General features: G+C 65.2%; 19 protein-coding genes and 1 pseudogene. 10 read left to right on the top strand and 10 right to left on the bottom strand.

From position 1 onward, the window contains the following. Positions 1-128: 128 nt before the first annotated feature. Positions 129-376 (bottom strand): annotated as a pseudogene (locus AB7M16_RS01535) (anion permease); the annotation flags it as partial. A 231-nt stretch (positions 377-607) separates the two neighbouring features. Between AB7M16_RS01535 and nthA the strand changes: the two are divergent. The 3 genes from nthA to AB7M16_RS01520 are packed head-to-tail and all read left to right on the top strand — an operon-like array spanning position 608 to position 2,270. Further along, positions 608-1,237: a nitrile hydratase subunit alpha gene (gene nthA, locus AB7M16_RS01530; RefSeq protein WP_453942947.1), complete on the top strand. Its 630-nt coding sequence runs from the start codon at positions 608-610 to the stop codon at positions 1,235-1,237. After that, positions 1,234-1,893 (top strand): nitrile hydratase subunit beta, encoded by a 660-nt coding sequence (gene nthB, locus AB7M16_RS01525; RefSeq protein ID WP_212257063.1) that lies wholly within the window; start codon positions 1,234-1,236, stop codon positions 1,891-1,893. Before nthA ends, nthB begins: the two co-directional genes overlap by 4 nt. Next, the gene (locus AB7M16_RS01520) at positions 1,893-2,270 is read left to right on the top strand and encodes a nitrile hydratase accessory protein (protein ID WP_453942946.1); all 378 of its coding nucleotides are present in this window, start codon (positions 1,893-1,895) and stop codon (positions 2,268-2,270) included. Before nthB ends, AB7M16_RS01520 begins: the two co-directional genes overlap by 1 nt. A 141-nt stretch (positions 2,271-2,411) precedes the next feature. Here the strand turns inward: AB7M16_RS01520 and queC are convergent, their stop codons facing one another. Beyond that, positions 2,412-3,125: a 7-cyano-7-deazaguanine synthase QueC gene (gene queC, locus AB7M16_RS01515; RefSeq protein WP_453942945.1), complete on the bottom strand. Its 714-nt coding sequence runs from the start codon at positions 3,123-3,125 to the stop codon at positions 2,412-2,414. A 127-nt stretch (positions 3,126-3,252) separates the two neighbouring features. Here queC and mazG point away from each other — a divergent pair, with 127 nt between their 5' ends. After that, on the top strand, positions 3,253-4,071 hold the full coding sequence (gene mazG / locus AB7M16_RS01510) for a nucleoside triphosphate pyrophosphohydrolase (protein ID WP_453942944.1): 819 nt from the start codon (positions 3,253-3,255) through the stop codon (positions 4,069-4,071). Positions 4,072-4,262: 191 nt separating this feature from the next. Further along, positions 4,263-5,291: a DUF2278 family protein gene (locus tag AB7M16_RS01505; protein WP_439363029.1), complete on the top strand. Its 1,029-nt coding sequence runs from the start codon at positions 4,263-4,265 to the stop codon at positions 5,289-5,291. 160 nt (positions 5,292-5,451) lie between these two features. On the opposite strand, the gene hflX is transcribed toward AB7M16_RS01505, so the two are convergent. The 4 genes from hflX to AB7M16_RS01485 all read right to left on the bottom strand — a co-directional run bounded on the left by hflX (position 5,452) and on the right by AB7M16_RS01485 (position 11,137). Continuing rightward, positions 5,452-6,834, bottom strand: a complete 1,383-nt coding sequence (hflX, locus tag AB7M16_RS01500) for a GTPase HflX (RefSeq protein WP_453942943.1) — start codon at positions 6,832-6,834, stop codon at positions 5,452-5,454. A gap of 11 nt (positions 6,835-6,845) precedes the next feature. Continuing rightward, positions 6,846-7,094 (bottom strand): RNA chaperone Hfq, encoded by a 249-nt coding sequence (gene hfq / locus AB7M16_RS01495; RefSeq protein ID WP_007591126.1) that lies wholly within the window; start codon positions 7,092-7,094, stop codon positions 6,846-6,848. A 249-nt stretch (positions 7,095-7,343) separates the two neighbouring features. Next, entirely contained in the window at positions 7,344-8,714 is a 1,371-nt protein-coding gene (gene ntrX / locus AB7M16_RS01490) for a nitrogen assimilation response regulator NtrX (RefSeq protein WP_453942942.1), read from the bottom strand. A 17-nt stretch (positions 8,715-8,731) separates the two neighbouring features. Next, positions 8,732-11,137: an ATP-binding protein gene (locus AB7M16_RS01485; protein ID WP_453942941.1), complete on the bottom strand. Its 2,406-nt coding sequence runs from the start codon at positions 11,135-11,137 to the stop codon at positions 8,732-8,734. A 173-nt stretch (positions 11,138-11,310) separates the two neighbouring features. Between AB7M16_RS01485 and AB7M16_RS01480 the strand changes: the two genes are divergently transcribed. After that, on the top strand, positions 11,311-11,457 hold the full coding sequence (locus AB7M16_RS01480) for a hypothetical protein (RefSeq protein ID WP_172788964.1): 147 nt from the start codon (positions 11,311-11,313) through the stop codon (positions 11,455-11,457). 165 nt (positions 11,458-11,622) lie between these two features. Here the strand turns inward: AB7M16_RS01480 and ntrC are convergent, their stop codons facing one another. From ntrC to dusB, 3 genes are read right to left on the bottom strand one after another with little or no spacing between them, the layout of a single operon-like run. Continuing rightward, complete coding sequence (gene ntrC, locus AB7M16_RS01475; RefSeq protein WP_128261688.1) at positions 11,623-13,065, bottom strand: nitrogen regulation protein NR(I); 1,443 nt, start codon at positions 13,063-13,065, stop codon at positions 11,623-11,625. A gap of 9 nt (positions 13,066-13,074) precedes the next feature. After that, a complete protein-coding gene (locus tag AB7M16_RS01470; protein WP_172788966.1) occupies positions 13,075-14,250 on the bottom strand; it encodes a two-component system sensor histidine kinase NtrB in 1,176 nt (391 codons plus the stop codon). Further along, a complete protein-coding gene (dusB, locus tag AB7M16_RS01465) occupies positions 14,247-15,248 on the bottom strand; it encodes a tRNA dihydrouridine synthase DusB (protein ID WP_453947111.1) in 1,002 nt (333 codons plus the stop codon). Before dusB ends, AB7M16_RS01470 begins: the two co-directional genes overlap by 4 nt. Before the next feature lie 277 nt (positions 15,249-15,525). On the opposite strand from dusB, the gene AB7M16_RS01460 reads away from it, so the two are divergent. Further along, a complete protein-coding gene (locus AB7M16_RS01460; protein ID WP_453942940.1) occupies positions 15,526-16,707 on the top strand; it encodes a bifunctional 2-C-methyl-D-erythritol 4-phosphate cytidylyltransferase/2-C-methyl-D-erythritol 2,4-cyclodiphosphate synthase in 1,182 nt (393 codons plus the stop codon). A gap of 4 nt (positions 16,708-16,711) precedes the next feature. Further along, a complete protein-coding gene (locus AB7M16_RS01455) occupies positions 16,712-17,320 on the top strand; it encodes a CinA family protein (protein ID WP_157284384.1) in 609 nt (202 codons plus the stop codon). 6 nt (positions 17,321-17,326) lie between these two features. Here AB7M16_RS01455 and AB7M16_RS01450 read toward each other — a convergent pair whose 3' ends face one another. Continuing rightward, positions 17,327-18,109, bottom strand: a complete 783-nt coding sequence (locus AB7M16_RS01450) for a mechanosensitive ion channel family protein (protein WP_453942939.1) — start codon at positions 18,107-18,109, stop codon at positions 17,327-17,329. Positions 18,110-19,009: 900 nt separating this feature from the next. On the opposite strand from AB7M16_RS01450, the gene AB7M16_RS01445 reads away from it, so the two are divergent. Both AB7M16_RS01445 and AB7M16_RS01440 read left to right on the top strand, forming a co-directional pair. Continuing rightward, positions 19,010-19,717: a c-type cytochrome gene (locus tag AB7M16_RS01445; RefSeq protein ID WP_453942938.1), complete on the top strand. Its 708-nt coding sequence runs from the start codon at positions 19,010-19,012 to the stop codon at positions 19,715-19,717. A gap of 8 nt (positions 19,718-19,725) precedes the next feature. Next, positions 19,726-20,967 (top strand): cytochrome c, encoded by a 1,242-nt coding sequence (locus AB7M16_RS01440; protein WP_453942937.1) that lies wholly within the window; start codon positions 19,726-19,728, stop codon positions 20,965-20,967. The last annotated feature ends 12 nt before the right edge of the window (positions 20,968-20,979 follow it).

The raw sequence follows: 20,979 nt of genomic DNA, 5'->3' as shown, positions 1-20,979 counted from the left end.
ACGCACCATGGCCTTTTCCAGTCTTTCTTGCAATTTCAGATATTTGGCAGGAGTTGGACGAAGATTTCCCGATCACTCCCTGAAGCAGAAAATTCCTCCGCCGCGTCAGCCTCCACACTGGCTCGGTAGACCCTCAACCAGGGCAGCACGATCAGCAGGTGCCCGCGAAATAGAGCAGTCCGAAGGCCCAGAACTGCCCTTCCGGATATAGCCGCTGCCGAAATACATCGGCGCAGGTCCGGTGCGTAAGAAGCGAGATCACGCCATCAGGCCGAGCGAATACATGTAAAGCATGGCCAGCGTCGTGACTGGTAGGTCGGCGATGCCCGAGCCGACCGCCAGCACCCACCGGCAGCACTGCGGTGGCATGCGAAGTAGATCCCTCGATTGTCGTCGCGTCGTTCCGGCCTGACGGAGCCCTTTTGTCTTTGCGCCGCGTATACGGATTGTCCTCGGTGCAATCAATGGCCGTCTGGACCATCTTTTGCGATGGCTTCGCCAGGTTGCCGACAGCAATGTCAGCGCACAACAGCGTCACGAACACGTGGCCGGATTGGGCTGCAACGAACGCTCGACAGAAACGGACCCTTGCGCCTATCTTCGCGCCATGAGCCACGATCACGACCATCACCACGATCACGACCATTCCGAGCTGTCCGAGACCGAGCTGCGCGTGCGCGCACTCGAGACGATCCTGACCGAGAAGGGCTATGTCGAGCCGGCTGCGCTCGATGCCATCATCCAGGCCTATGAGACCAAGATCGGCCCGCACAATGGCGCGCGCGTCGTCGCCAAGGCCTGGACCGATCCGGCGTTCAGGAAGGCGCTGCTGGAGGATGGCTCCAAGGCCATCGGCACGCTCGGCCATGTCAGCCGCGTCGGCGATCATCTCGTCGTGGTCGAGAACACGCCCGAGCGGCACAACATGGTCGTGTGCACGCTGTGCTCCTGCTATCCCTGGGAAATGCTCGGGCTGCCGCCGGTCTGGTACAAGGCCGCGCCCTACCGCTCGCGTGCGGTGAAGGATCCGCGCGGCGTGCTCGCCGATTTCGGGGTCGCGCTGTCGAAGGACACGGAGATCCGGGTGTGGGATTCCACCGCCGAGACGCGCTTCCTGGTGCTGCCGATGCGCCCCGCCGGCACGGAAGGCTGGAGCGAGGAGCAGCTCGCCGAGCTCGTGACGCGCGACTCCATGATCGGCACTGGTTTTCCCAAGACGCCGGGAGCACCGTCGTGAACGGCGTGCACGACATGGGCGGCATGGACGGGTTCGGCAAGGTCGAGCCCGAGCCGAACGAGCCGATGTTTCACTGGGAATGGGAATCGCGCGTGCTGGCCATGGTGCGCGCGATGGGCGCGGCCGGCGCCTTCAACATCGACACCTCGCGCTTCTATCGCGAGACCTTGCCGCCGCAGGTCTATCTGTCGAGCTCCTATTACAAGAAATGGTTTCTCGGGCTCGAGGAGATGCTGATCGACAAGGGCTATCTCACCCGCGAGGAGGTCGCTGCCGGCCATGCGATGCAGCCCGCAAAGGCGCTCAAGCACGGCACGTTCGACCGCGCCAATGTCGAGCGCGTGATGGTGCGCGGCAAGTTCGACCGCCCTGCCCCGGCTCCGGCGAAATTCAAGATCGGCGATCGCGTGCGGGCGAAGAACATCCATCCTGCGACCCACACGCGGCTGCCTCGCTATGTCCGCGGCCATGTCGGTGTCGTCGAGCTGAATCACGGCTGTCACGTGTTTCCGGATACGGCGGCGATGGAGCGCGGCGAGAACCCGCAATGGCTCTATACCGTCGTGTTCGAGGGCCGCGACCTCTGGGGCGAGGACGGCGATCCCACGCTGAAGGTCTCGATCGACGCGTTCGAGCCCTATCTGGATCCGGCGTGATGAGCGGCGCACTTGCGGCCGCGGCGACGGCAGCGATCCCGAGCATTCCGCGCGACGACGACGGCCCGGTGTTCCGCGCGCCTTGGGAGGCGCATGCGTTCGCGATGGCCTTGAGCCTGCACGAGCGCGGCGTTTTCACCTGGCCGGAATGGGCCGCAGCACTCGCCGACGAGATCAAGCGCGCCCAGGCCGCGGGCGATCCTGACACCGGCGAGACCTACTATCTGCACTGGCTCGCCACGCTGGAGGGCCTCGTCGCGCGCAAGGGTGTCGCGTCGATGGAAACGCTGCACCGCTATCGCGACGCCTGGGACCACGCCGCAGATCGCACACCACACGGCAAGCCGATCGAGCTGCGGGAGGAGGATTTTGGCTAGCTGTCACTGAGATCGTCATTGCGAGCGAAGCGAAGCAATCCAGAATCCCTCCGCGGCGGCAGTCCGGATTGCTTCGTCGCATCAGCGCAAAATTGCTGCGCAATTTTGTCGCGAGCTCCTCGCAATGACGGCGGAGCGACCCTACCGCCCTGCCACGTACTCGTTCCACCCCTTCGCCCGCAAACTGCAGGCCGGGCACTCGCCGCAGCCATAGCCCCATTCATGCAGCGCGCCGCGTTCGCCGAGATAGCAGGTGTGCGATTGCTCACGGATGAGATCGACCAGCCCTTCACCGCCGAGATCGTGCGCCAGCTTCCAGGTCGCGGCCTTGTCGATCCACATCAGTGGCGTGTGCAGCTCGAAGGGCCTCGCCATGCCGAGCGAGAGCGCGGCCTGCATGGCGCGAATGGTCTCGTCGCGGCAATCGGGATAGCCGGAATAGTCGGTCTCGCACATGCCGCCGACGATGTGGCGGATGCCGCGCCGGTAGGCCAGCGCCGCGGCAAAGGTCAGGAACACGAGGTTGCGGCCCGGCACGAAAGTGTTGGGCAGGCCGTCCGCGCCCATCGCGATCGCGACGTCACGGGTCAGCGCCGTCTCGGAAACGGCCGCCAGCGTCGGGATCGACAGCGTGTGGCCCTCGCCGAGCCTTGCGGCCCAATCGGCGCGCAGGCCCTTGATGCCGTCGAGCAGGCGGTCGCGGCAGTCAAGCTCGATGGCGTGGCGCTGGCCGTACTCGAACCCCAGCGTCTCCACGCGGGCGAAGCGGCTCAAAGCCCAGGCGAGGCAGGTGGTGGAATCCTGGCCGCCGGAGAACAGCACCAGCGCGGTTTCGGAAGAAAATGCGTCGCTCATGGCCCGCGCTTTAGCATTGCGCGACTTGCTCGCCAATCGGTGGAAATCGGCCTGTTCCGCCGCCTTGCGCTGGGATTGGGGGTCCGCTTTTGGCATAAGGCTCTGGACCCCAGGAGACTGCCCGGCAATGGCCCCTTCCCGCGATATCTCCCGCCTGATCGAAATCATGGCGGCACTGCGCACCCCGGTGACCGGCTGCCCTTGGGACCTCGAGCAGGACTTTGCGACGATTGCGCCCTACACGATCGAGGAAGCCTATGAGGTGGTCGACGCCATCACCCGCGGCGATCTCGACGATCTCAGAGAGGAGCTCGGCGATCTCCTGCTTCAGGTGGTGTTCCACGCGCAGATGGCCTCAGAGCAGAACGCGTTCGATTTTGGTGACGTGGTCGAGGCCATCACCCGCAAGATGATCCGCCGCCATCCCCACGTCTTCGCCGACAAGGACGGCAATCTCGCCCCGCACCACGTCAAGGAGGTCTGGGACCGCATCAAGGCCGAGGAAAAGGCCGAACGCGCCGCGCGCCGGCCGCCGGAAGCGACGCCGACGCACAAGTCGCTGCTGTCGGGCGTGAAGGCCGGCCAGCCGGCGTTGACGCGCGCGATGGAGCTGCAGCGCAAGGCCTCCACCGTCGGCTTCGACTGGAACGACCCGCGCGCGGTCCTGCAGAAGATCCGCGAGGAAGCCGACGAGATCGAAGCCGCGCTGGACCGCAACGACCGCGCGGGCCTGGCGGAAGAGACCGGCGACCTGATGTTCGCGCTGGTCAACCTTGCCCGCCATGTCGATGCAGATCCGGAAGCCGCGTTGCGTGCGACCAACGCGAAATTCGAGCGGCGCTTTGCCTATATCGAGCGGGCGCTGGCGGCGCAGGGCCGGACGCTGGAGCAGGCCTCGCTGGCGGAGATGGACGCGCTGTGGAATGCGGCGAAGACCGCCGCTTAGTCGGGTGCGGTGGCGGAGAGATCCGGCAACACCATCCATCGCCGATCGGTCAGCAATGTACCCCGATTGACCGCCCCCAGCGGCTCGCACGGAAAGATGCGTCAAGCCGCCGCCATGAAATTGTCACCGCAGACAGTCTAAAGTTGTATAATTCTGACGCAGCCACCCCCCCCTACGGCAGGTGAAGCGCGATGCCATTGAAACATTATTCAGTCCTCAAGGGACGCCCGATTGCGATGCGTTTCGGCACCGGCAGGTCGCCGCACTATCAAGTCCATATCGTCGCCGGCGGTGAAGATTTCCGCATTGCCGTCAACGTGCAGTCGGCCGACGGAAGCGAGGTCGAATTCCTGGTGCGATCTCGTTTCGTCCATCCGATCACCGAACGACTCGCGGCACTCCCGGAGGGGCTGCACCCGCAGGCCCCCCAGCCCAACAGCATCGCGCTGGACTTCATCCGCGGTAATCTGATGCAGCCCCAGGAGATGGTGCCGCTGCCGCTGTCCGTGCCTGGGCCGGACAACGACCTCAACGAGAAGCTCGACCAGTTCGTCCAGCGCGCACTCTCGGACGAAAGCGCGATGGTCTACGCGTTCGGCGAGACATGGGGCCCCGAGACCAAGGCGGACAATTATTTCGGCTTCAGGCCGGGACGCGGCATTCACGACATCCATATGAACCAGGGAAATCCCATCGGAAGGTTCTCGGGCGACAACGGGCCGTGGCAGGACGGCGGGCTCGTGTTCGAATTCCCGGAGCAAAATTTATGGACGGCAGTCCTTCTCAAATTCCAGACGCAGGCCTGGCACACTGACGACGAGACCGGTCATCCGATTGATCTCGGCGGCGGCACGCCGACAGCGCCGCTGGATCCGACGGCCCCTCCGACGGAGGAAATGCCGGATGGGCTCGTGCGGATCATTGCGGCACTCGTCAACGCCGTGAAGACGCCGGAGCGCGAAGTCGTCACACTGCTCAACACGGCCGATCGCGACATCGATCTCACCGGCTGGAAGCTGGCCGACAAGCAGAAGAAGAAGATGACGCTGTCGGGGAAGATCGCAGCCGGAGGAACGCTCGCCGTCGTCGTGGAGAAGCCGATGGAATTGTCGAACCAGGGCGGCATTATCTCGCTGCTGGACACGCGTGGTATCAAGGTTCACGGCGTCGCCTATACCAGGGCGCAAGCCAAACATCCGGGCCTGACAATTCCGTTCTGATGTGCTGATCAAGTTCGCAACCGACGAGCGTCAGCACGCCGCCAGGTCAGCTGTCGTTCGTGCCCCGTGCGTAGCGCGCACGAGGGTGTAGCGATCCATGCCGCGTGTGATCTCTCGTCGCCAGATGCGATCGATGCCGCGCACCAATGGCATCGCGCCGTTATGTGGCGTGATGCGGCACGGCGTCGAACCTGTTCACCACGATGTCCCGCTTGGTCTCGTCCACCCGCACGGTCATGTCGAAGCGGCCGTCGTGCAGCTCCTTCGACAGCACCTCGGCATTGCGGTGCAGCCAGCTGATGCCGGCGCCGTCGGCGGCGTCGATCGACAGATCGAGCGTGGTGCGCTTGGCGGCCAGGCGTTGCTCGATCGCGGCGAGCAGAGCATCGATGCCCTCGCCCGACACGGCTGAGACCAGCATCGCCGGATGATCCTCCGGCCTGCGCGCGGCGATGTTGAGCAGCTCTTCGCGTTGCTCGGGGGCGAAACGGTCAATCTTGTTCCAGACCTCGATGATGCGGCCGGAATCGTCGGGGTTGATGCCGAGCTGGCGCAGCACCGCGTCAACGTCGCTCTGCTGCGCCTCGGCGTCTTCATGCGAGATGTCGCGGACATGCAGGATGACGTCGGCCTCCAGCACCTCCTCCAGCGTGGCGCGGAAGGCGGCGACGAGCTGCGTCGGCAGGTTGGAGATGAAGCCGACGGTGTCCGACAGCATCGCCTTGCCGCCATGCGGCAGGTTGAGCGCCCGCAAGGTGGGATCGAGCGTCGCAAACAGCATGTCGGCCGCCTGCACGTCGGCGCGGGTCAGGCGATTGAACAGCGTCGACTTGCCGGCATTGGTGTAACCGACCAGCGCGACGACGCGATACGGCACGCGTTGGCGGCCGGCGCGATGCAGCCGCCGCGTCGCCTGCACCTTTTTCAGCTCGCTCTCCAGCTTGGAGATGCGCTCCTGGATCAGGCGGCGGTCGGCCTCGATCTGGGTCTCGCCGGGACCGCCCATGAAGCCGAAACCGCCGCGCTGGCGTTCGAGATGGGTCCAGGAGCGCACCAGGCGCGAGCGCTGGTAGTTGAGATGCGCAAGCTCGACCTGCAGCGAGCCTTCCCTGGTCTTGGCGCGACGGCCGAAGATTTCGAGGATGAGCCCGGTTCGGTCGAGCACCTTGGCGTGCCATTCCTTCTCGAGGTTGCGCTGCTGGATCGGCGACAGCGCGCAATCCATCACCACGAGCTCGACCTCGAGGGTCTTGATCAGCCCGGCGATCTCCTCGACCTTGCCTTTGCCGATATAGGTCGCGGGCCGGATCTGGCTGACCGGGGCGACGATGGCGTCGGCAATGACGAGATCGATCGCGCGCGCAAGGCCCGCGGCTTCATCGAGCCGGGCCTCGGTGTCTCGCAAGGCATGAGTCTCCGATTGCGCGTCGGCACCGCCCGCGCGCACGCGCAAGTAGGGACCGATGACAAGCACCCGCCCCGTCTGCGTAGCCCCTGCCGACCGTGGACGGTCGGCATCCCCGTCGAAATTCCGGGGTTCCAATCAGATCACTCTCAAGCCGGCTGGTCCTCGCCGCCTTCGAACAGCTGAATCGGAGCGCCCGGCATGATGGTCGAGATCGCATGCTTGTAGACGAGCTGCGAATGACCGTCGCGCCGAAGCAGCAAACAGAAATTGTCGAACCAGGTCACGATGCCCTGGAGCTTCACTCCGTTGACCAGAAAGATCGTCAGTGGCGTCTTGGTTTTGCGAACGTGATTTAGGAAGGTGTCCTGTAGGTTTTGTGCGCGGTCTGCCGCCATTGTTTTTTTCTCGCTTTGAGTTTCTTTTTATTGCGCCGGATGCGGCCCTCTTTGTGGAGTTCGGGGCCTCCTCCGGTTGCCGTCCCTCATGAGATCCCCCTCGGAAGGAACAGCGGTTCGATTAGAGGACAGGTCGGGATATTAGGCAAGCCGCTTCAAGCGGCAGGCCCGGCCCTATTGCCCCGAAAAATTACGGAAATCGATGATTTTCTTGGCCTATTGTCGAGATGCCGCCGCGGCGTCGCAGCCTTAGCCGACGCCGAGCGCTTTCAACTTCCGGTGCAAGGCCGAACGTTCCATGCCAACGAACTCGGCCGTTCGGGAAATATTTCCTGAGAAACGGCTGATCTGTGCAATCAAATAGTCGCGCTCGAACACTTCGCGTGCCTCGCGCAGCGGCAGGCCCATGATGTGCTCGCCATTGTTGCTGGTCGGCATCGCCGGCACCATCGAGCCGACATCCTGCGGCAGCATGTCGGCGGTGATGATGACCTCCGGCCCACCGGCGGCCAGAATCATTACTCTTTCGACGTTATTGCGGAGCTGACGCACATTGCCGGGCCAGACATGCGATTGCAGCACCGCCATCGCGTCCTGACCGATCTGGCGCCTGGGCAGGCCGCTGCCCGCCGAGATCTGCTCCATGAAATAGTCGATCAATTCCGGAATGTCCTCGCGCCGCTCCGACAGTGCGGGCACGCGGATCGGCACCACCGAGAGCCGGTGGTAGAGATCCTCGCGGAAGCGGCCGGCCGTGATCTCCTCTTCGAGATTGCGGGCGGTCGATGAGATGATGCGCACGTCGACCTGCACCTTGGCGGTACCGCCGACGCGCTGGAACGACTGCTCCACCAGCACGCGCAGGATCTTGTTCTGGGTCTCGCGCGGCATGTCCGCGATCTCGTCGATGAACAGCGTGCCGCCATGCGCTTCTTCGAGCGCGCCGGGCTTGCGCGGCTGCTCGCCGTTGGACTGCTCGACGCCGAACAGCTCATGCTCCATCCGGTCCGGCGTGATCGCGGCGGCGTTGATGACGACGAAAGGACCGTCGGCGCGGCCCGAGGCGGCATGCAGCGTGCGCGCGGTCAGCTCCTTGCCGGCGCCGGCGGGGCCGACGATCAGGATGCGGCTGTTGGCCTTGGCCGCCCGCTCGATGGTCTGGCGCAGCTGGTTCATGCTGGGCGAGCGGCCGACCAGCTGGCTGGCGCTCGGCGCGAGCTGCTTCAGCTCCTTGACCTCGCGCTTGAGCCGCGAGTTCTCCAGCGCCCTGGTCGCGACCAGGATGAGGCGGTCGGCCTTGAACGGCTTCTCGATGAAATCGTAGGCGCCGCGCTTGATCGCGGCGACCGCGGTCTCGATGTTGCCGTGGCCGGAGATCATCACGACGGGCAGATCGGCATTGTCCTTCTTGACCTGCTCCAGGAGCTGCAGGCCGTCGAGCTTGGAGCCCTGCAGCCAGATATCGAGGAATACCAGGTGCGGCCGACGATTGGCGATCTCGGCGAGCGCCGAGTCGCTGTCGCGTGCGGTCCTTGTGACGAATCCCTCGTCTTCGAGAATGCCCGCAACGAGATCCCGAATATCGGCCTCATCATCGACAATCAGAATTTCACTTGCCATGGATCGCGCCTGTCTTGTCAGCTGCCTGTTGAGGCTTCGATTTTGGTTGAATCATTGGTCTTTTCAGCCGGCTCTTTGGTTCCGGCGGCCGGCTCTTTTGTTTCCCGGTTCTCGACGGATTCCGTCACCGTTTGCGTGATGTCGGCTTTGGAGGTCGTCTCGGTCGCGGCGTTGGCCGCCGGCACGTGCTCCGTTTTCGCGGGTTGCCCTGAGACGGCAAAGCGCATCCGCATCCAGGCGCCGCGCTGGCCTGCACGGAAGTCGGAGGCATCCTTCAGCTCGATCCGCCCGCCGTGGTCTTCCAGCACGCGGCCGACGATGGCGAGCCCGAGCCCGGTGCCCTTGGCGCGCGTGGTGACGTACGGTTCGAGCAGGCGCGAGCGCGCGACCTTGGGCAGGCCGATGCCGTTGTCGATGACGTCGATCAGCACGTCGTCGCCCTCGCGCGACACCACGACGTCGATCCGGCCCTTGCCCTTGCCGAGCTCCTCGGGCGGGACCTGCTCGATCGCCTCGGTGGCGTTCTTGACGATGTTGGTGACCGCCTGCGAGATCAGGCGCCGGTCGAACTGGGCGCGCAGCGGATCCTGCTTGAACTCAGCCTCGATGTCGATCTCGGGATGGGCGACCTTCATCAGGAACACCGCCTGGCGCACGGTGTCGGCGACGTCCTCCCCCTCCATCACGGGCTTGGGCATCCGCGCAAAGCGCGAGAACTCGTCGACCATGCGCCTGATGTCGTCGACCTGGCGCACAATGGTGTCGGTGCACTGATCGAATATCTGCTTGTCCTTGTCCTCGGTGATGGTCTTGCCGAACTTGCGGCGGATGCGCTCGGCCGAGAGCTGGATCGGGGTCAGCGGATTCTTGATCTCGTGGGCGATGCGGCGCGCGACGTCGCCCCAGGCCGAGGTGCGCTGCGCCGAGACCAGCTCGGTGATGTCGTCGAGCGTGATGATGTAGCTGTCGTGCGGCTGGTTCTTCTCGGCGCTGACGCGGACAGACAGGTTGCGCTCGGTGCCGTCGCGGGTGATCGTGATCTGGCCCTGCACCAGGCGCTGGGTCCCTTCCCGCGCGGTCTTCATCATCTCGTCCAGCTCCGGCAGCACGTCGGAGAGCGGATGGCCGAGCGTCTCGGCTTCGGAGTGCCCGATCAGCTTCTCGGCGGAGCGGTTGAGGATGCCGACGCTGCCGGACGCGTCGACGCCGATGATGCCGGCGCTCGCCGATGACAGCACCGCTTCGATGAAGCGGCGGCGGCTGTCGATGAGGTCGCTGGCGCTCACGAGCTCGTCGCGCTGGCTGCGCAACTCCTGCGTCATCTTGTTGAAGGTCTCGCCCAGCTGGGCGAGGTCGCCTTCCGACTGGTGCACGGGCACCTGGACGTGCAGGTCGCCGGTCGAGACCGTGTGGGCCGCGTTCATCAGCCGCCGGATCGGCGAGACCAGCGAGTTGGCGAAGTTGAGACCGATCAGCACCGAAGCCATCAAGATGGTCAGCGCGATCACCGCGAACATCAGCGCGAAGGCGACCTGGATACCGAGCCGGCGCGATTCGATCTGGGCGTATTCGGCGACGCTGACCTCGGTCTGCTTGAGCTGATTGACGACGTTCGGATCAAGCGGCCGGGCGACATAGAGGAAGGTGTCGTTGAAGGCACGCAGGCGGATCACCGCGGCGACGAAGCTCGCATCGGGAAGCACCGCGATCTCGGGCTCGGCCTCGTTGACGTTGCTGAGAAAGTCGGGCGCGGGCGGCGAATAAGCGAGCCGCATGCCGGTGTCGGCGGATTCCAGAATGTTGGTGTTCTTGTCGATGATCATCGCGCCCGGCAGGTTGCGGGACGCGGCGCTCGCCGTCAGCATCTCGCGAAACGTGCGGCGGTCCTGGTCATAGAGCGGCCGGGCATGGGCGATGTCGTTGGCCATGCCGAGAATGTCGCCGCGGATCAGCTGCGCATGGTCCTGCATATAGGCCCGCGCGATCGTCAGCGAGTTCTGGATGACCTGCTTGGTCGGCCCGGAGAACAGCCGGTCGAGGCCGCGCTCGATGGTGACATTGGCGACGACGGCGACCAGCACCGCCGGCAGCACCGCGACGATCGAGAACAGGCTGACGATCTGGACGTGAAGACGCGCCGCCGCCCTGCCCCGCCGCCGCGCCAGGATCAGCTGCCAGAGTTCCCGGATGATGATCCCGACCAGCAGCAGGATCGTGGCGGCATTGATCAGATAGAATGTGCGGACCACCCCGGGCGTCGGCTCGATCGTGCTCAGACCGGTCAGGACCAGGAAGGTCAGGAAGGCCGACAGCAGCGCCAGCGCGACGGCAAAGGGCGCCAGCCAGCGTCGCACCGACCAATGCCGGGTCTCTTCCGCTGGGGCCGTGTCAAAGTGTGCGGCCGAGGTCTCTGCGCTGGTCATTCCGGCAATGGTGCTGAAAACGGGTCCGCGGACGCGCGGATACTGATGTATTCGTACCACATTGTTGCCAAATTGCGACAATTCCGCGGCGTCTCGGCCGCGGCGGACCCGCGCAATCCACAGGCACATGCGGAGGGACGGGAACGGATTCCCGCCATTCCGGCTTGATCAGCATGGATAAGATCTGTCTCGCGACGATGGTTTCGGCCGTTCTGCTGCTGATCGTGGCCTCCGACCTCCTGGTCAACGGCCTCGGCCATAAGCAGGACCCGGTGACTCTCGCCAGCGTGATGCCGGCATCTGGGCGGCTGGTCAGATAGATGTGACGCCGCGCGCTGCGGCCTAACAAATTTAAATGGACGACCGGAACATTTGGGCCCAGCGCGGACTTCTGCTCACCGCGTCAGCCACAACGGCCAGCGCGATCCGGACAGGCTCAGCTCTGCCTTGGTAGGGGGAGCTGAGCCACCGTCCGCTTCGAGAGACTAGCCCCCGCTCCGATACACCTGGATGTCGAGATCCCGGATCTTCTTCCGCAGCGTGTTGCGGTTGAGACCGAGCAGGTCCGCGGCGCGGATCTGGTTGCCGCGGGTGGCGGCGAGCGCCGCCGTCAGCAACGGCACCTCGATCTCCTTGAGGATGCGGTGATAGAGGCCCGGCGGCGGCACGCCGTTCGGGAAGCCCTGGAAGTGCGAGGACAGATACGCCTCCACGGCGCCGCCGAGATTGTCGACGCCCTGCTGGACCGCGGCGCCCGGGCTGACCGAGGGCGGTGCGAGCTCGCCATCGATGACGGAGGACGTGATCACGTCCTGCGGATAGAGCGCGGCGAGGCGTCGGGCGAGGTTTTCTAGCTCGCGCACGTTGCCGGGCCAGCGGTGCTGCTTCAGCCGCTCCAGCGCCAGCGTATCCAGTTTCTTCGGCGGCAACCCGTCCTTCTCGGCCAGCGTGAAGAAGTGACGCACGAGATCGGGCAGGTCCTCGATGCGCTCGCGCAAGGGCGGCAGCCGCAGCGGAACGACATTGAGGCGGAAGAACAGGTCTTCGCGGAACAGGCCCTGCTGGATCAGGACGCGCAGGTCCTTGTTGGAGGCCGCGACGATGCGCACGTCGGTCTTGATCGGGGTGCGGCCGCCGACGGTGGTGTATTCGCCCTGCTGCAACACGCGCAGCAGGCGGGTCTGCGCCTCCATCGGCATGTCGCCGATCTCGTCCAGGAACAGCGTGCCGCCTTCGGCCTGCTCGAACCGGCCGGAGGCGCGGGTGTTGGCGCCGGTGAAGGCACCGCGCTCGTGGCCGAACAATTCGGACTCGATGAGATCGCGCGGGATCGCCGCCATGTTGACCGCGACGAACGGGCCGTTGCGGCGCTTGCCGTAATCGTGCAGCGCGCGCGCCACCAGCTCCTTGCCAGTGCCGGACTCGCCCGTGATCATCACGGTGAGGTCGGTCTGCATCAGGCGCGCCAGCACGCGGTAGATTTCCTGCATCGCTGGCGAGCGGCCGACCAGCGGGATCGCCTCCATCTCGGCGTCCTCGTCCGGCGTCGAGGTCCGCTCCTTCGGCTCGGCCAGCGCGCGGCCGACGATGGCGATCAGCTCCTTCAGGTCGAACGGCTTCGGCAGATATTCGTAAGCCCCGCGCTCGGAGGCGCGGATCGCCGTCATGAAGGTGTTCTGCGCACTCATGACGATGACGGGCAGGTTCGGCCGCATCTTCTTGATCCGCGGCAACAGATCGAAGGCGTTTTCATCCGGCATCACCACATCGGTGATGACGAGATCGCCCTCGCCCTGGCTGACCCAGCGCCACAGCGTCGCGGCATTGCCGGTCAGCCGCACTTCGTAACCGGCGCGGGACAGTGCCTGATTGAGAACGGTGCGGATGGCGGTATCGTCATCGGCTACGAGAATGCTACCTGCGGGCATTGTTAATCCTCATTTTGCCCCCTGTGACGCAGGCGACGACTTCCCGGCAGAGCCGTCGCGACTGCTTTGATCGGCGTGTTTCACCGATGTGGAATACATCGGCATCAGCACGCGGAAGGTGGTCTTGCGCGGCTGAGATTCGCATTCGATGATGCCCCCGTGATCGCCGACGATCTTGGCAACCAGCGCCAGGCCGAGACCCGAGCCGGTCTGCTTGGTGGTCACGAAGGGGTCGAACAGGTTGGGCAGAAGATCGTCGGGCACGCCGGGTCCGTTGTCCTTCACGCAGAATTCGAGCGGAAGGGATACCCGGGATTTTTGACCGGGGACTGACAGGCGCACACCGGGACGGAACGCGGTGGTGAGCTGGATCTCGGCGTCGGGCACGTCGATCAACGCTTCGGCGGCGTTCTTCACGAGATTGAGGAACACCTGGATCAGCTGGTCCTGGTTCGCCAGCACCGGCGGCAGCGACGGATCGTAGTCCTCGATGAAGCGGATGTTGCGGGCAAAGCCCGACTGCGCCAGCCGCTTCACGTGATCGAGCACCGAATGGATGTTGACGGGGCCGCGCACCACGGGGCGCTCGTCGCCGAACACCTCCATGCGATCGACCAGCGTCACGATGCGGTCGGCCTCGTCGCAGATCAGCCGCGTCAGCATGCGGTCCTCGGACGAGGCCTGCTGCTCGAGCAGCTGTGCGGCGCCGCGAATGCCCGACAGCGGATTCTTGATTTCATGCGCGAGCATCGCTGCTAGCGCTATCACCGAGCGCGCTGCGCTGCGGTGGGTGAGCTGCCGATCCATCTTGTCGGCGATGGTGCGCTCCTGCAGCATCACCACAATATGGCCGGGCCGCTCGGTGAGCGGCGCGACATGCAGGTCGACCTGGCGGTCGCCGCCCATGCGCGGCGTACCGAGATCGACCTTGTATTCGTTGACCGGCGAGTTCGACGAGCGCACCTGGTCGATCAGCGCCAGCAACGGACTTCCGAACGGCACCAGCTCCTTCAACGACTGCCGCTTCAGGAATTGCGTCGAGATCTCGAAGAAGGCTTCGGTGGCGATGTTGGCGGCGACGATCTTGCCGTCCGGCCCGATCATGAGAACGGGGTTGGGCAAGGCATCCAGGATGGCGTCGCTGTCGGACTGAAGCGGCCGACGATGTTCAGCGGCTGAGCTCATGCAGCAGCGCTCCATGCGAAGTCGTCGAAGGCGTCTTGCAGTGAATCGTGAACGAGGCGCGGATCCTCCGAGACCAGGATTTTCTGCCGCCAGGATTTCAGCTTCTCGGCCGGCGCACGGCTCGCCTGCGCTGCGACGTCGAGCGCCCAGCCCAGATGCTTGCGGGCGTGCCTCAGCCCGATGCGCAGACCATAGAGCGCACAAACGCCGTCATAGAGCGTGCGGACATAATGCAGCTGCGTTTCGAGCGAGGGCGCGGCTTCCTCGGCCCCGCCCTTCAGGCGGCGGCCGATCTGGCCTGGCAGCCAGGGCTGGCCCTGCGCGCCGCGGCCGATCATCACGGCGTCGGCGCCCGAGGCGTCCAATGCCGCGAGCGCCTTCTCGTAGGAGGTGATGTCGCCGTTGACGACGAGCGGAATGGAGACGGCCTCGCGCACGGCGCGGATCGCATCCCAATCGGCCTCGCCCTTGTAGAACTGGCAGCGGGTGCGGCCGTGCACGGTGACGAGCTTGACCCCGGCGGCCTGCGCGCGCCGCGCCAGCTCCGGCGCGTTGCGGCTGCGGTCGTCCCAGCCGAGCCGCATCTTCAGCGTAACCGGCACCTTCACCGCCGCGATCGTCGCCTCGATCAGGCTGACGGCATGGTCGAGGTCGCGCATCAAGGCCGAGCCGGACTGGCCGCCGGTGACGTGGCGGGCGGGACAGCCCATGTTGATGTCGATGATATCGGCGCCTTCCGCTTCGGCGATCCGGGCGCCTTCGGCCATCCAGTGCGTCTCGCAGCCGGCGAGCTGGACCACGTGCGGGCCGATGCCGGTGGCTTCGCAGCGCAACCGGGACATCCGGTGGCCGTTGGCGAGCTCATCGCTCGCGGTCATTTCGGACACGACGAGACCGGCTCCAAGCTCGGCAGCCAGCCGGCGGACGGGCGAGTCAGTCACACCCGACATCGGTGCCAGGAAGACCGGGGCGGCGACTTCAATATCGCCTATTTTCAACGGCTTAGAGCCTGATACTGCCGAGCCGGTCACGGGGGTCTCGTTGACTGGGCAGGGCCTCATCGCGCCTGCCATGATCTATCTTGCGCACAATTCTTGTGCAGTCAAGCGTCATGCCTACAGTTTAGACAGTTCTGTAGATCTTTCAAGTGCAGTGCAGCAAAATGCTGTTTCCCACAATCCAGGGAAACCCCCTTTTTTTGCGGGCCTGCCGTGCTAGAGGCATGCCGGCAAATCACCCCCTGCTCTTTCATTGGCAACTGAGTATTTGAGTCCTATGGCGAAATCACAGCGCACCGCGGTCGTCCTCGTCGCAGCCGGGCGTGGATTGCGCGCCGGCGCCGGCGGGCCGAAGCAATATCGCGAGATCGGCGGCGTGCCCGTGATTTATCGCGCGATGGAAGCCTTCAGCCGCCACGCCGATGTGTTTGCGGTGCAGCCGGTGGTGAACCCCGACGACAGCGCCATGTTCACGGCAGCGGTCGCAGGGCTAAGGCATGAGCCGCCGGCCAATGGCGGCGCGACGCGGCAGGCTTCGGTGCTCGCCGGCCTCGAGGCCCTGGCCAAGCACAAGCCGGACATCGTGCTGATCCACGACGCCGCGCGGCCCTTCGTTTCGGAAGGCGTGATCTCGCGCGCGATCGAGGCGGCGAGCCGCACCGGTGCTGCGATCCCCGTTGTTCCCGTCACCGACACCATCAAGGTCACCGGCGAGAGCGGCAACGTCGAGGCCACGCCGGACCGCGCTTCCTTGCGAATCGCACAGACGCCGCAATCCTTTCGTTTCGACGTCATCCTCGAGGCGCATCGTCGCGCGGCAAGGGATGCACGCTCGGATTTCACCGACGATGCCGCGATTGCCGAATGGGCGGGATTGACGGTCGCAACCTTTGAAGGCGATGTTGCCAACATGAAGCTCACCACTCCCGAGGATTTCGTGCGCGAGGAAGCGCGCCTGGCCGCCCAGCTAGGCGACATCAGGACCGGCACCGGCTACGACGTGCACGCCTTCGGCGAAGGCGACCATGTCATGATCTGCGGCGTGCGCGTGCCGCACACCAAGGGTTTTTTGGCTCATTCCGACGGCGACGTCGGCCTGCATGCGCTGGTCGACGCCATTCTCGGCGCGCTCGCCGACGGCGACATCGGCTCGCACTTTCCGCCGAGCGATGCGAAGTGGAAGGGCGCCTCCTCCGACCAGTTCCTGAAATATGCCATCGAGCGCGTCGCAGCGCGCGGCGGCCGCGTCGCCAATCTCGAGGTGACGCTGATCTGCGAGCGGCCGAAGATCGGTCCGTTGCGCGACACCATGCGCGCACGCATCGCCGAGATCTCCGGCGTCGACATCTCGCGCGTCGCGGTAAAGGCGACCACCAGCGAGCGGCTCGGCTTCACCGGCCGTGAGGAAGGCATCGCGGCCACCGCGAGCGCCACCATCCGCCTGCCCTGGGGCGTGTAAGGCCATGGGCGGCAGCGACGCACGCGCCCTCTCCCGCTCGCTGCTCGATCTGTGTCGGATGCGCAAGCTGACGATCGCGACCGCCGAATCCTGCACCGGCGGTCTCGTTGCGGGCGCGCTGACCGACATCCCCGGCTCGTCCGATGTCATCGACCGCGGCTTCGTCACCTATTCCAATGAGGCCAAGCGCGCGATGCTTGGCGTCGAGGCGAGCACGCTTGCGAATTTCGGTGCGGTGAGCAAGGAGACCGCGACCGCGATGGCGATCGGTGCGCTGGAGCGCGCCGATGTCGATCTCGCCGTCGCCATCACCGGCATCGCCGGCCCGGGCGGCGCCACGCCCGGCAAGCCGGTCGGTCTCGTGCACTTCGCCGCTGCCGCGCGCGACGGCCGCATCATCCACCGCGAGCACCGCTTCGGCGCCATCGGCCGCAGCGCCGTGCGCGCCCGCTCGGTTGTCGAGGCGCTGCGCATGCTGATGGATCTGGCCCGCGGCCCGCAAGTCGCGGCCAAGCCGCAACGTGCCGCGGCAAGCCGCCTCCGCCCGCGCGTGACCCGCTCGCCGCGCCGGCATGTGGTGAAGCGCCGGCCGCCACGTTCGCCGCGGGGATAAAACGCCTCAGGCCGCCGCCGCAAGCAACGCGCTCGCGTGATCGAGCACGCACTGCTTGACCGCGTCGGCTTCAGACGGCTTCGCCTTTGCGCTAACCGTCAATTCCAGGATCGGTGCTGCGGGATTGGCGACATCGAGGACCTTGGTGACGGAGACGGCAGGCGCAGCCTGCTCGTCCATGCGGGAGTCGTTGCGCAATTCCCTCAGGATGCGATCGGCCAGCGTATTGGCCGCGCCGGCGGGGACCGGAAACGTCACCTTGACCTCGCCCGTGCCAGGATAGGCGCTATGGTTGATGATGGCCGCGCCCCAGACCTGTCCATTCGGCAACAGGATCTGCGTGTTGTCGGGCGCGACCAGCTCGGTCATGAACAGCGACAGCGACCTCACCTTGCCGGCCTTGCCGGCGACCTCGACGTCGTCGCCGATGTGAAAGGGCCGGAACAAGAGCAGCATCACGCCGGCGGTGAGATTGGACAACGTGCCCTGCAAGGCGAGACCAATGGCGAGCGAGGTCGCGCCCAGAACGGCGACCAGGCTCGCCGTCTGGATGCCGAAGAGCTGCAGCACGGCGATGCCGACGACCGCGAGGACGCCATAGCGCGCAAGGCTGCCCACGAACAGCGTCACCAGCGGGTCGACGCGGTGCGTGACGCTGAGGACTCGCGTTGCGAAACGCTGCATCGCGCCGGACAGATACCAGCCGACCGCGAGCAACAGGATCGCGTAGATCGCGTTCAGCCCGTACAGGACGAGCGACGCTTTCAGCGTGTCGAAATTGATGGTCATGGCGGCTCCAACCCGGACTGTCAGTTGAGAACGCGCCGCAATGCGAAATGATCCCCGCGACGGCTGAGGCGGAACACGGGAGGAAACTCTTGGTCTGGTGGATTGCGCCTTCGGCTATCCACCTTACGAGATCTTGCGTTGCCCGACGGGCAAAACACACAAACGGCCGGTCAACCACCCGCAACGAAAATATTCGCCTTTACAGAATTTCGGCTTTGTCGCATTCTCGTCGCACCTCATCCCTTGTCAGAGGGGCGTATCGCGATCGTCACGAACGCGGGGTGAGCTGCGGTGGACGCTAGTTGCACCGGCGCGAAGGGTTTTGCAGGGCGGGCAACCGTGAGCGAAAACCGTCGCGCACACGACCGGTGTGATTTGCGTACGGCAAAACCGTGTCGTCCTGGCGCCCGGGGTCTGTGCGCCAAGTCTTGCGGTGATGTGGCGGTCCAACCGGACGCGCGCGTCAGTTATCGGCAAGGCGACGGGGGCAATAGTGCATCGCTCCCCGGGGAGAGCTCGGCATAAGCCGTCAAACCACTGCGCAGGGAAGGCCGGTTGTTGGGCTTCACCTGTATGCCGCTGTGCAGCCTCTTGTAGCGCAACCTTCGCACAGTGGACCGTGGGTGCCCGGCCGGCACCTGGTCTTCCCTGCGCCTTCTGACATTTGAGGGCGTCATGACAACGCAAAGCTCGGGCAGGAACTGTCGCGAGGCTGCAGCGTTATGTTCCGTTTTCAGAAAGCATGTAAATTCGTCGATACCGATCGGAACGCCCATGCGAACGGCGCGACCAAACCTCATCGCTGGTGTCCGATCTTGCACGGGAAAATATTGGCGCAATAATGCCGACTTAGGCTGTGCTCCGGAATCAACCGGACCAGCATCGTGGAGGGCGACGCAATTGTTCGCTCGCGTCGCGGCCTCGGCCGCCGTGATCATCACTTTGGCCGCCATTGATGGTGCGTCCGCGCAAATGGCCAACCAGCCGCCGGACACGATGGCAGCGCGGGTGGAGGCGTGCACGCCCTGCCATGGCAACAAGGGCGAAGGCACCAGCGACGTCTATTTCCCGCGCCTCGCGGGCAAGCCGGCCGGCTATCTCTACAACCAGCTTCTCGCCTTCCGCAGCGGCCGGCGCAAATATCCGCCGATGAACTATCTCCTGGAGTTTCTGCCCGATCCGTATCTGCAGGCAATGGCGGAGTATTTTGCCAACGAGCATCCGCCACTGCCGCAGCCGACGCCGAGCGAGGTCAGCAGGGACGTCCTCGCACAGGGCGAACAGCTCGCCACCAGCGGCGATGCCAATCGCAACATTCCGGCATGCGTGAGCTGCCACGGCCCCGACCTGACCGGCATGCAGCCAGGCATCCCCGGCCTGTTGGGCTTGCGCGCCGCCTATATCAGCGCACAGCTCGGCGCCTGGCGTTACGGCACCCGTACGGCCAAGTCGCCGGACTGCATGCAGCTCGTCGCCGGTCATCTCACCGAGGCCGACGTGACGGCCGTGGCCGCCTGGCTCGCGACGCGGCCTGCGCCCGCCAACCCGGCCCCCCTCCCGAAAGGCACCTATGCCCTGCCCTTCGGCTGCGGCAGCCAGCCCAACTGACGAGGCGGATGATGGTCTCGAAACTGTTGATCACGCTCTTTGCCATCGTTGCGCTCGCGACAATTGCGCACGCGCAAGACAAGAGCAGCGATGTCGTCGCGCGCGGCGAATATCTCGCCCGCGCCGGCGATTGCACGGCGTGCCACACTGCACCCGAGGGACGCTTGTTCGCCGGCGGCCGGCCTATGCCGACCCCGTTCGGCACGCTTTACACCTCCAACATCACGCCGGATCCCGACATGGGAATCGGCAAATGGAGCGCCGACGATTTCTACAAGACCATGCACAGCGGCCGCTTCCCGGACGGCGGGCTGATCTATCCAGCGATGCCGTTCGCCTCCTACACCAAGGTGACGCGCGCCGACAGCGACGCGATCTACGCCTATCTGCGCTCGATTCAGCCTGTGAACCAGAAGAACAAGCCGCACGAGCTGCGCTTCCCCTACGATAATCGCCAGCTCATCCTCGGCTGGCGCACGTTGTTCTTCACCGAGGGCGAGTTCAAGCCGGATCCGAAGAAATCGGCGGAATGGAATCGCGGCGCCTATCTCGTCGAGGGCCTCGGCCATTGCGGCATGTGCCATTCGCCGATCAACGCGCTCGGCGGCACCTCGCAATCGGACGCCTTCAAGGGCGGCCTGATCCCGATGCAAAACTGGTACGCGCCGTCCCTCACCTCAAATCGCGAAGCGGGGCTCGGCGACTGGAGCATCAAGGACATCACCGACCTGCTCCAGACCGGCGTCTCCATGCGCGGCGTCGTTTACGGCCCGATGGCCGAGGTCGTGCACAACAGCCTGCAATATCTCAGCGACGAGGACACGCGCGCCATGGCGGTGTACCTCAAGAGCATTGCGGAGCCCTCGCCGTCGCCGCCGGCAAGCTCGACACTGCCGACCAGCGAGAGCAGCCTCTTGATCAGCCTCGGCAAGACCGTTTACGACAAGCACTGCGCGAGCTGTCACGGCGCTCAGGGCGAAGGCAAGCCGCCGCACTGGCCGCCGCTCGCCAACAACCAGTCGATCGAGATGCAGTCGGCGGTCAATCCGATCCGCATGGTGCTCAATGGCGGCTATCCGCCGGGCACCAAGGGCAACCCGATGCCCTACGGCATGCCGCCGTTTGCGGGGCTTCTGTCCGATAACGAGATCGCTGCCGTCGTCTCCTACATCCGCACCGCCTGGGGCAATCGCGGCACGCCGGTCTCGGCGCGCGAGGCCAACGAGCTGCGCTCCGCACCGCTGAACTGAGACCCAGAGATC

This window comes from Bradyrhizobium sp. USDA 372, assembly GCF_053629095.1.
Note: the sequence above shows the minus strand (reverse complement) of the source record. Positions and strands in the feature narration are given on the sequence as shown.

Bases quoted from the DNA above. Each gene is read 5' to 3' on its own strand.
- nthA (WP_453942947.1), top strand. From the start codon at position 608: ATGAGCCACGATCACGACCATCACCACGATCACGACCATTCCGAGCTG.
- AB7M16_RS01520 (WP_453942946.1), top strand. From the start codon at position 1,893: ATGAGCGGCGCACTTGCGGCCGCGGCGACGGCAGCGATCCCGAGCATT.
- queC (WP_453942945.1), bottom strand. From the start codon at position 3,125: ATGAGCGACGCATTTTCTTCCGAAACCGCGCTGGTGCTGTTCTCCGGC.
- mazG (WP_453942944.1), top strand. From the start codon at position 3,253: ATGGCCCCTTCCCGCGATATCTCCCGCCTGATCGAAATCATGGCGGCA.
- AB7M16_RS01505 (WP_439363029.1), top strand. From the start codon at position 4,263: ATGCCATTGAAACATTATTCAGTCCTCAAGGGACGCCCGATTGCGATG.
- hfq (WP_007591126.1), bottom strand. From the start codon at position 7,094: ATGGCGGCAGACCGCGCACAAAACCTACAGGACACCTTCCTAAATCAC.
- ntrX (WP_453942942.1), bottom strand. From the start codon at position 8,714: ATGGCAAGTGAAATTCTGATTGTCGATGATGAGGCCGATATTCGGGAT.
- AB7M16_RS01485 (WP_453942941.1), bottom strand. From the start codon at position 11,137: ATGACCAGCGCAGAGACCTCGGCCGCACACTTTGACACGGCCCCAGCG.
- AB7M16_RS01480 (WP_172788964.1), top strand. From the start codon at position 11,311: ATGGATAAGATCTGTCTCGCGACGATGGTTTCGGCCGTTCTGCTGCTG.
- ntrC (WP_128261688.1), bottom strand. From the start codon at position 13,065: ATGCCCGCAGGTAGCATTCTCGTAGCCGATGACGATACCGCCATCCGC.
- AB7M16_RS01470 (WP_172788966.1), bottom strand. From the start codon at position 14,250: ATGAGCTCAGCCGCTGAACATCGTCGGCCGCTTCAGTCCGACAGCGAC.
- AB7M16_RS01460 (WP_453942940.1), top strand. From the start codon at position 15,526: ATGGCGAAATCACAGCGCACCGCGGTCGTCCTCGTCGCAGCCGGGCGT.
- AB7M16_RS01455 (WP_157284384.1), top strand. From the start codon at position 16,712: ATGGGCGGCAGCGACGCACGCGCCCTCTCCCGCTCGCTGCTCGATCTG.
- AB7M16_RS01450 (WP_453942939.1), bottom strand. From the start codon at position 18,109: ATGACCATCAATTTCGACACGCTGAAAGCGTCGCTCGTCCTGTACGGG.
- AB7M16_RS01440 (WP_453942937.1), top strand. From the start codon at position 19,726: ATGATGGTCTCGAAACTGTTGATCACGCTCTTTGCCATCGTTGCGCTC.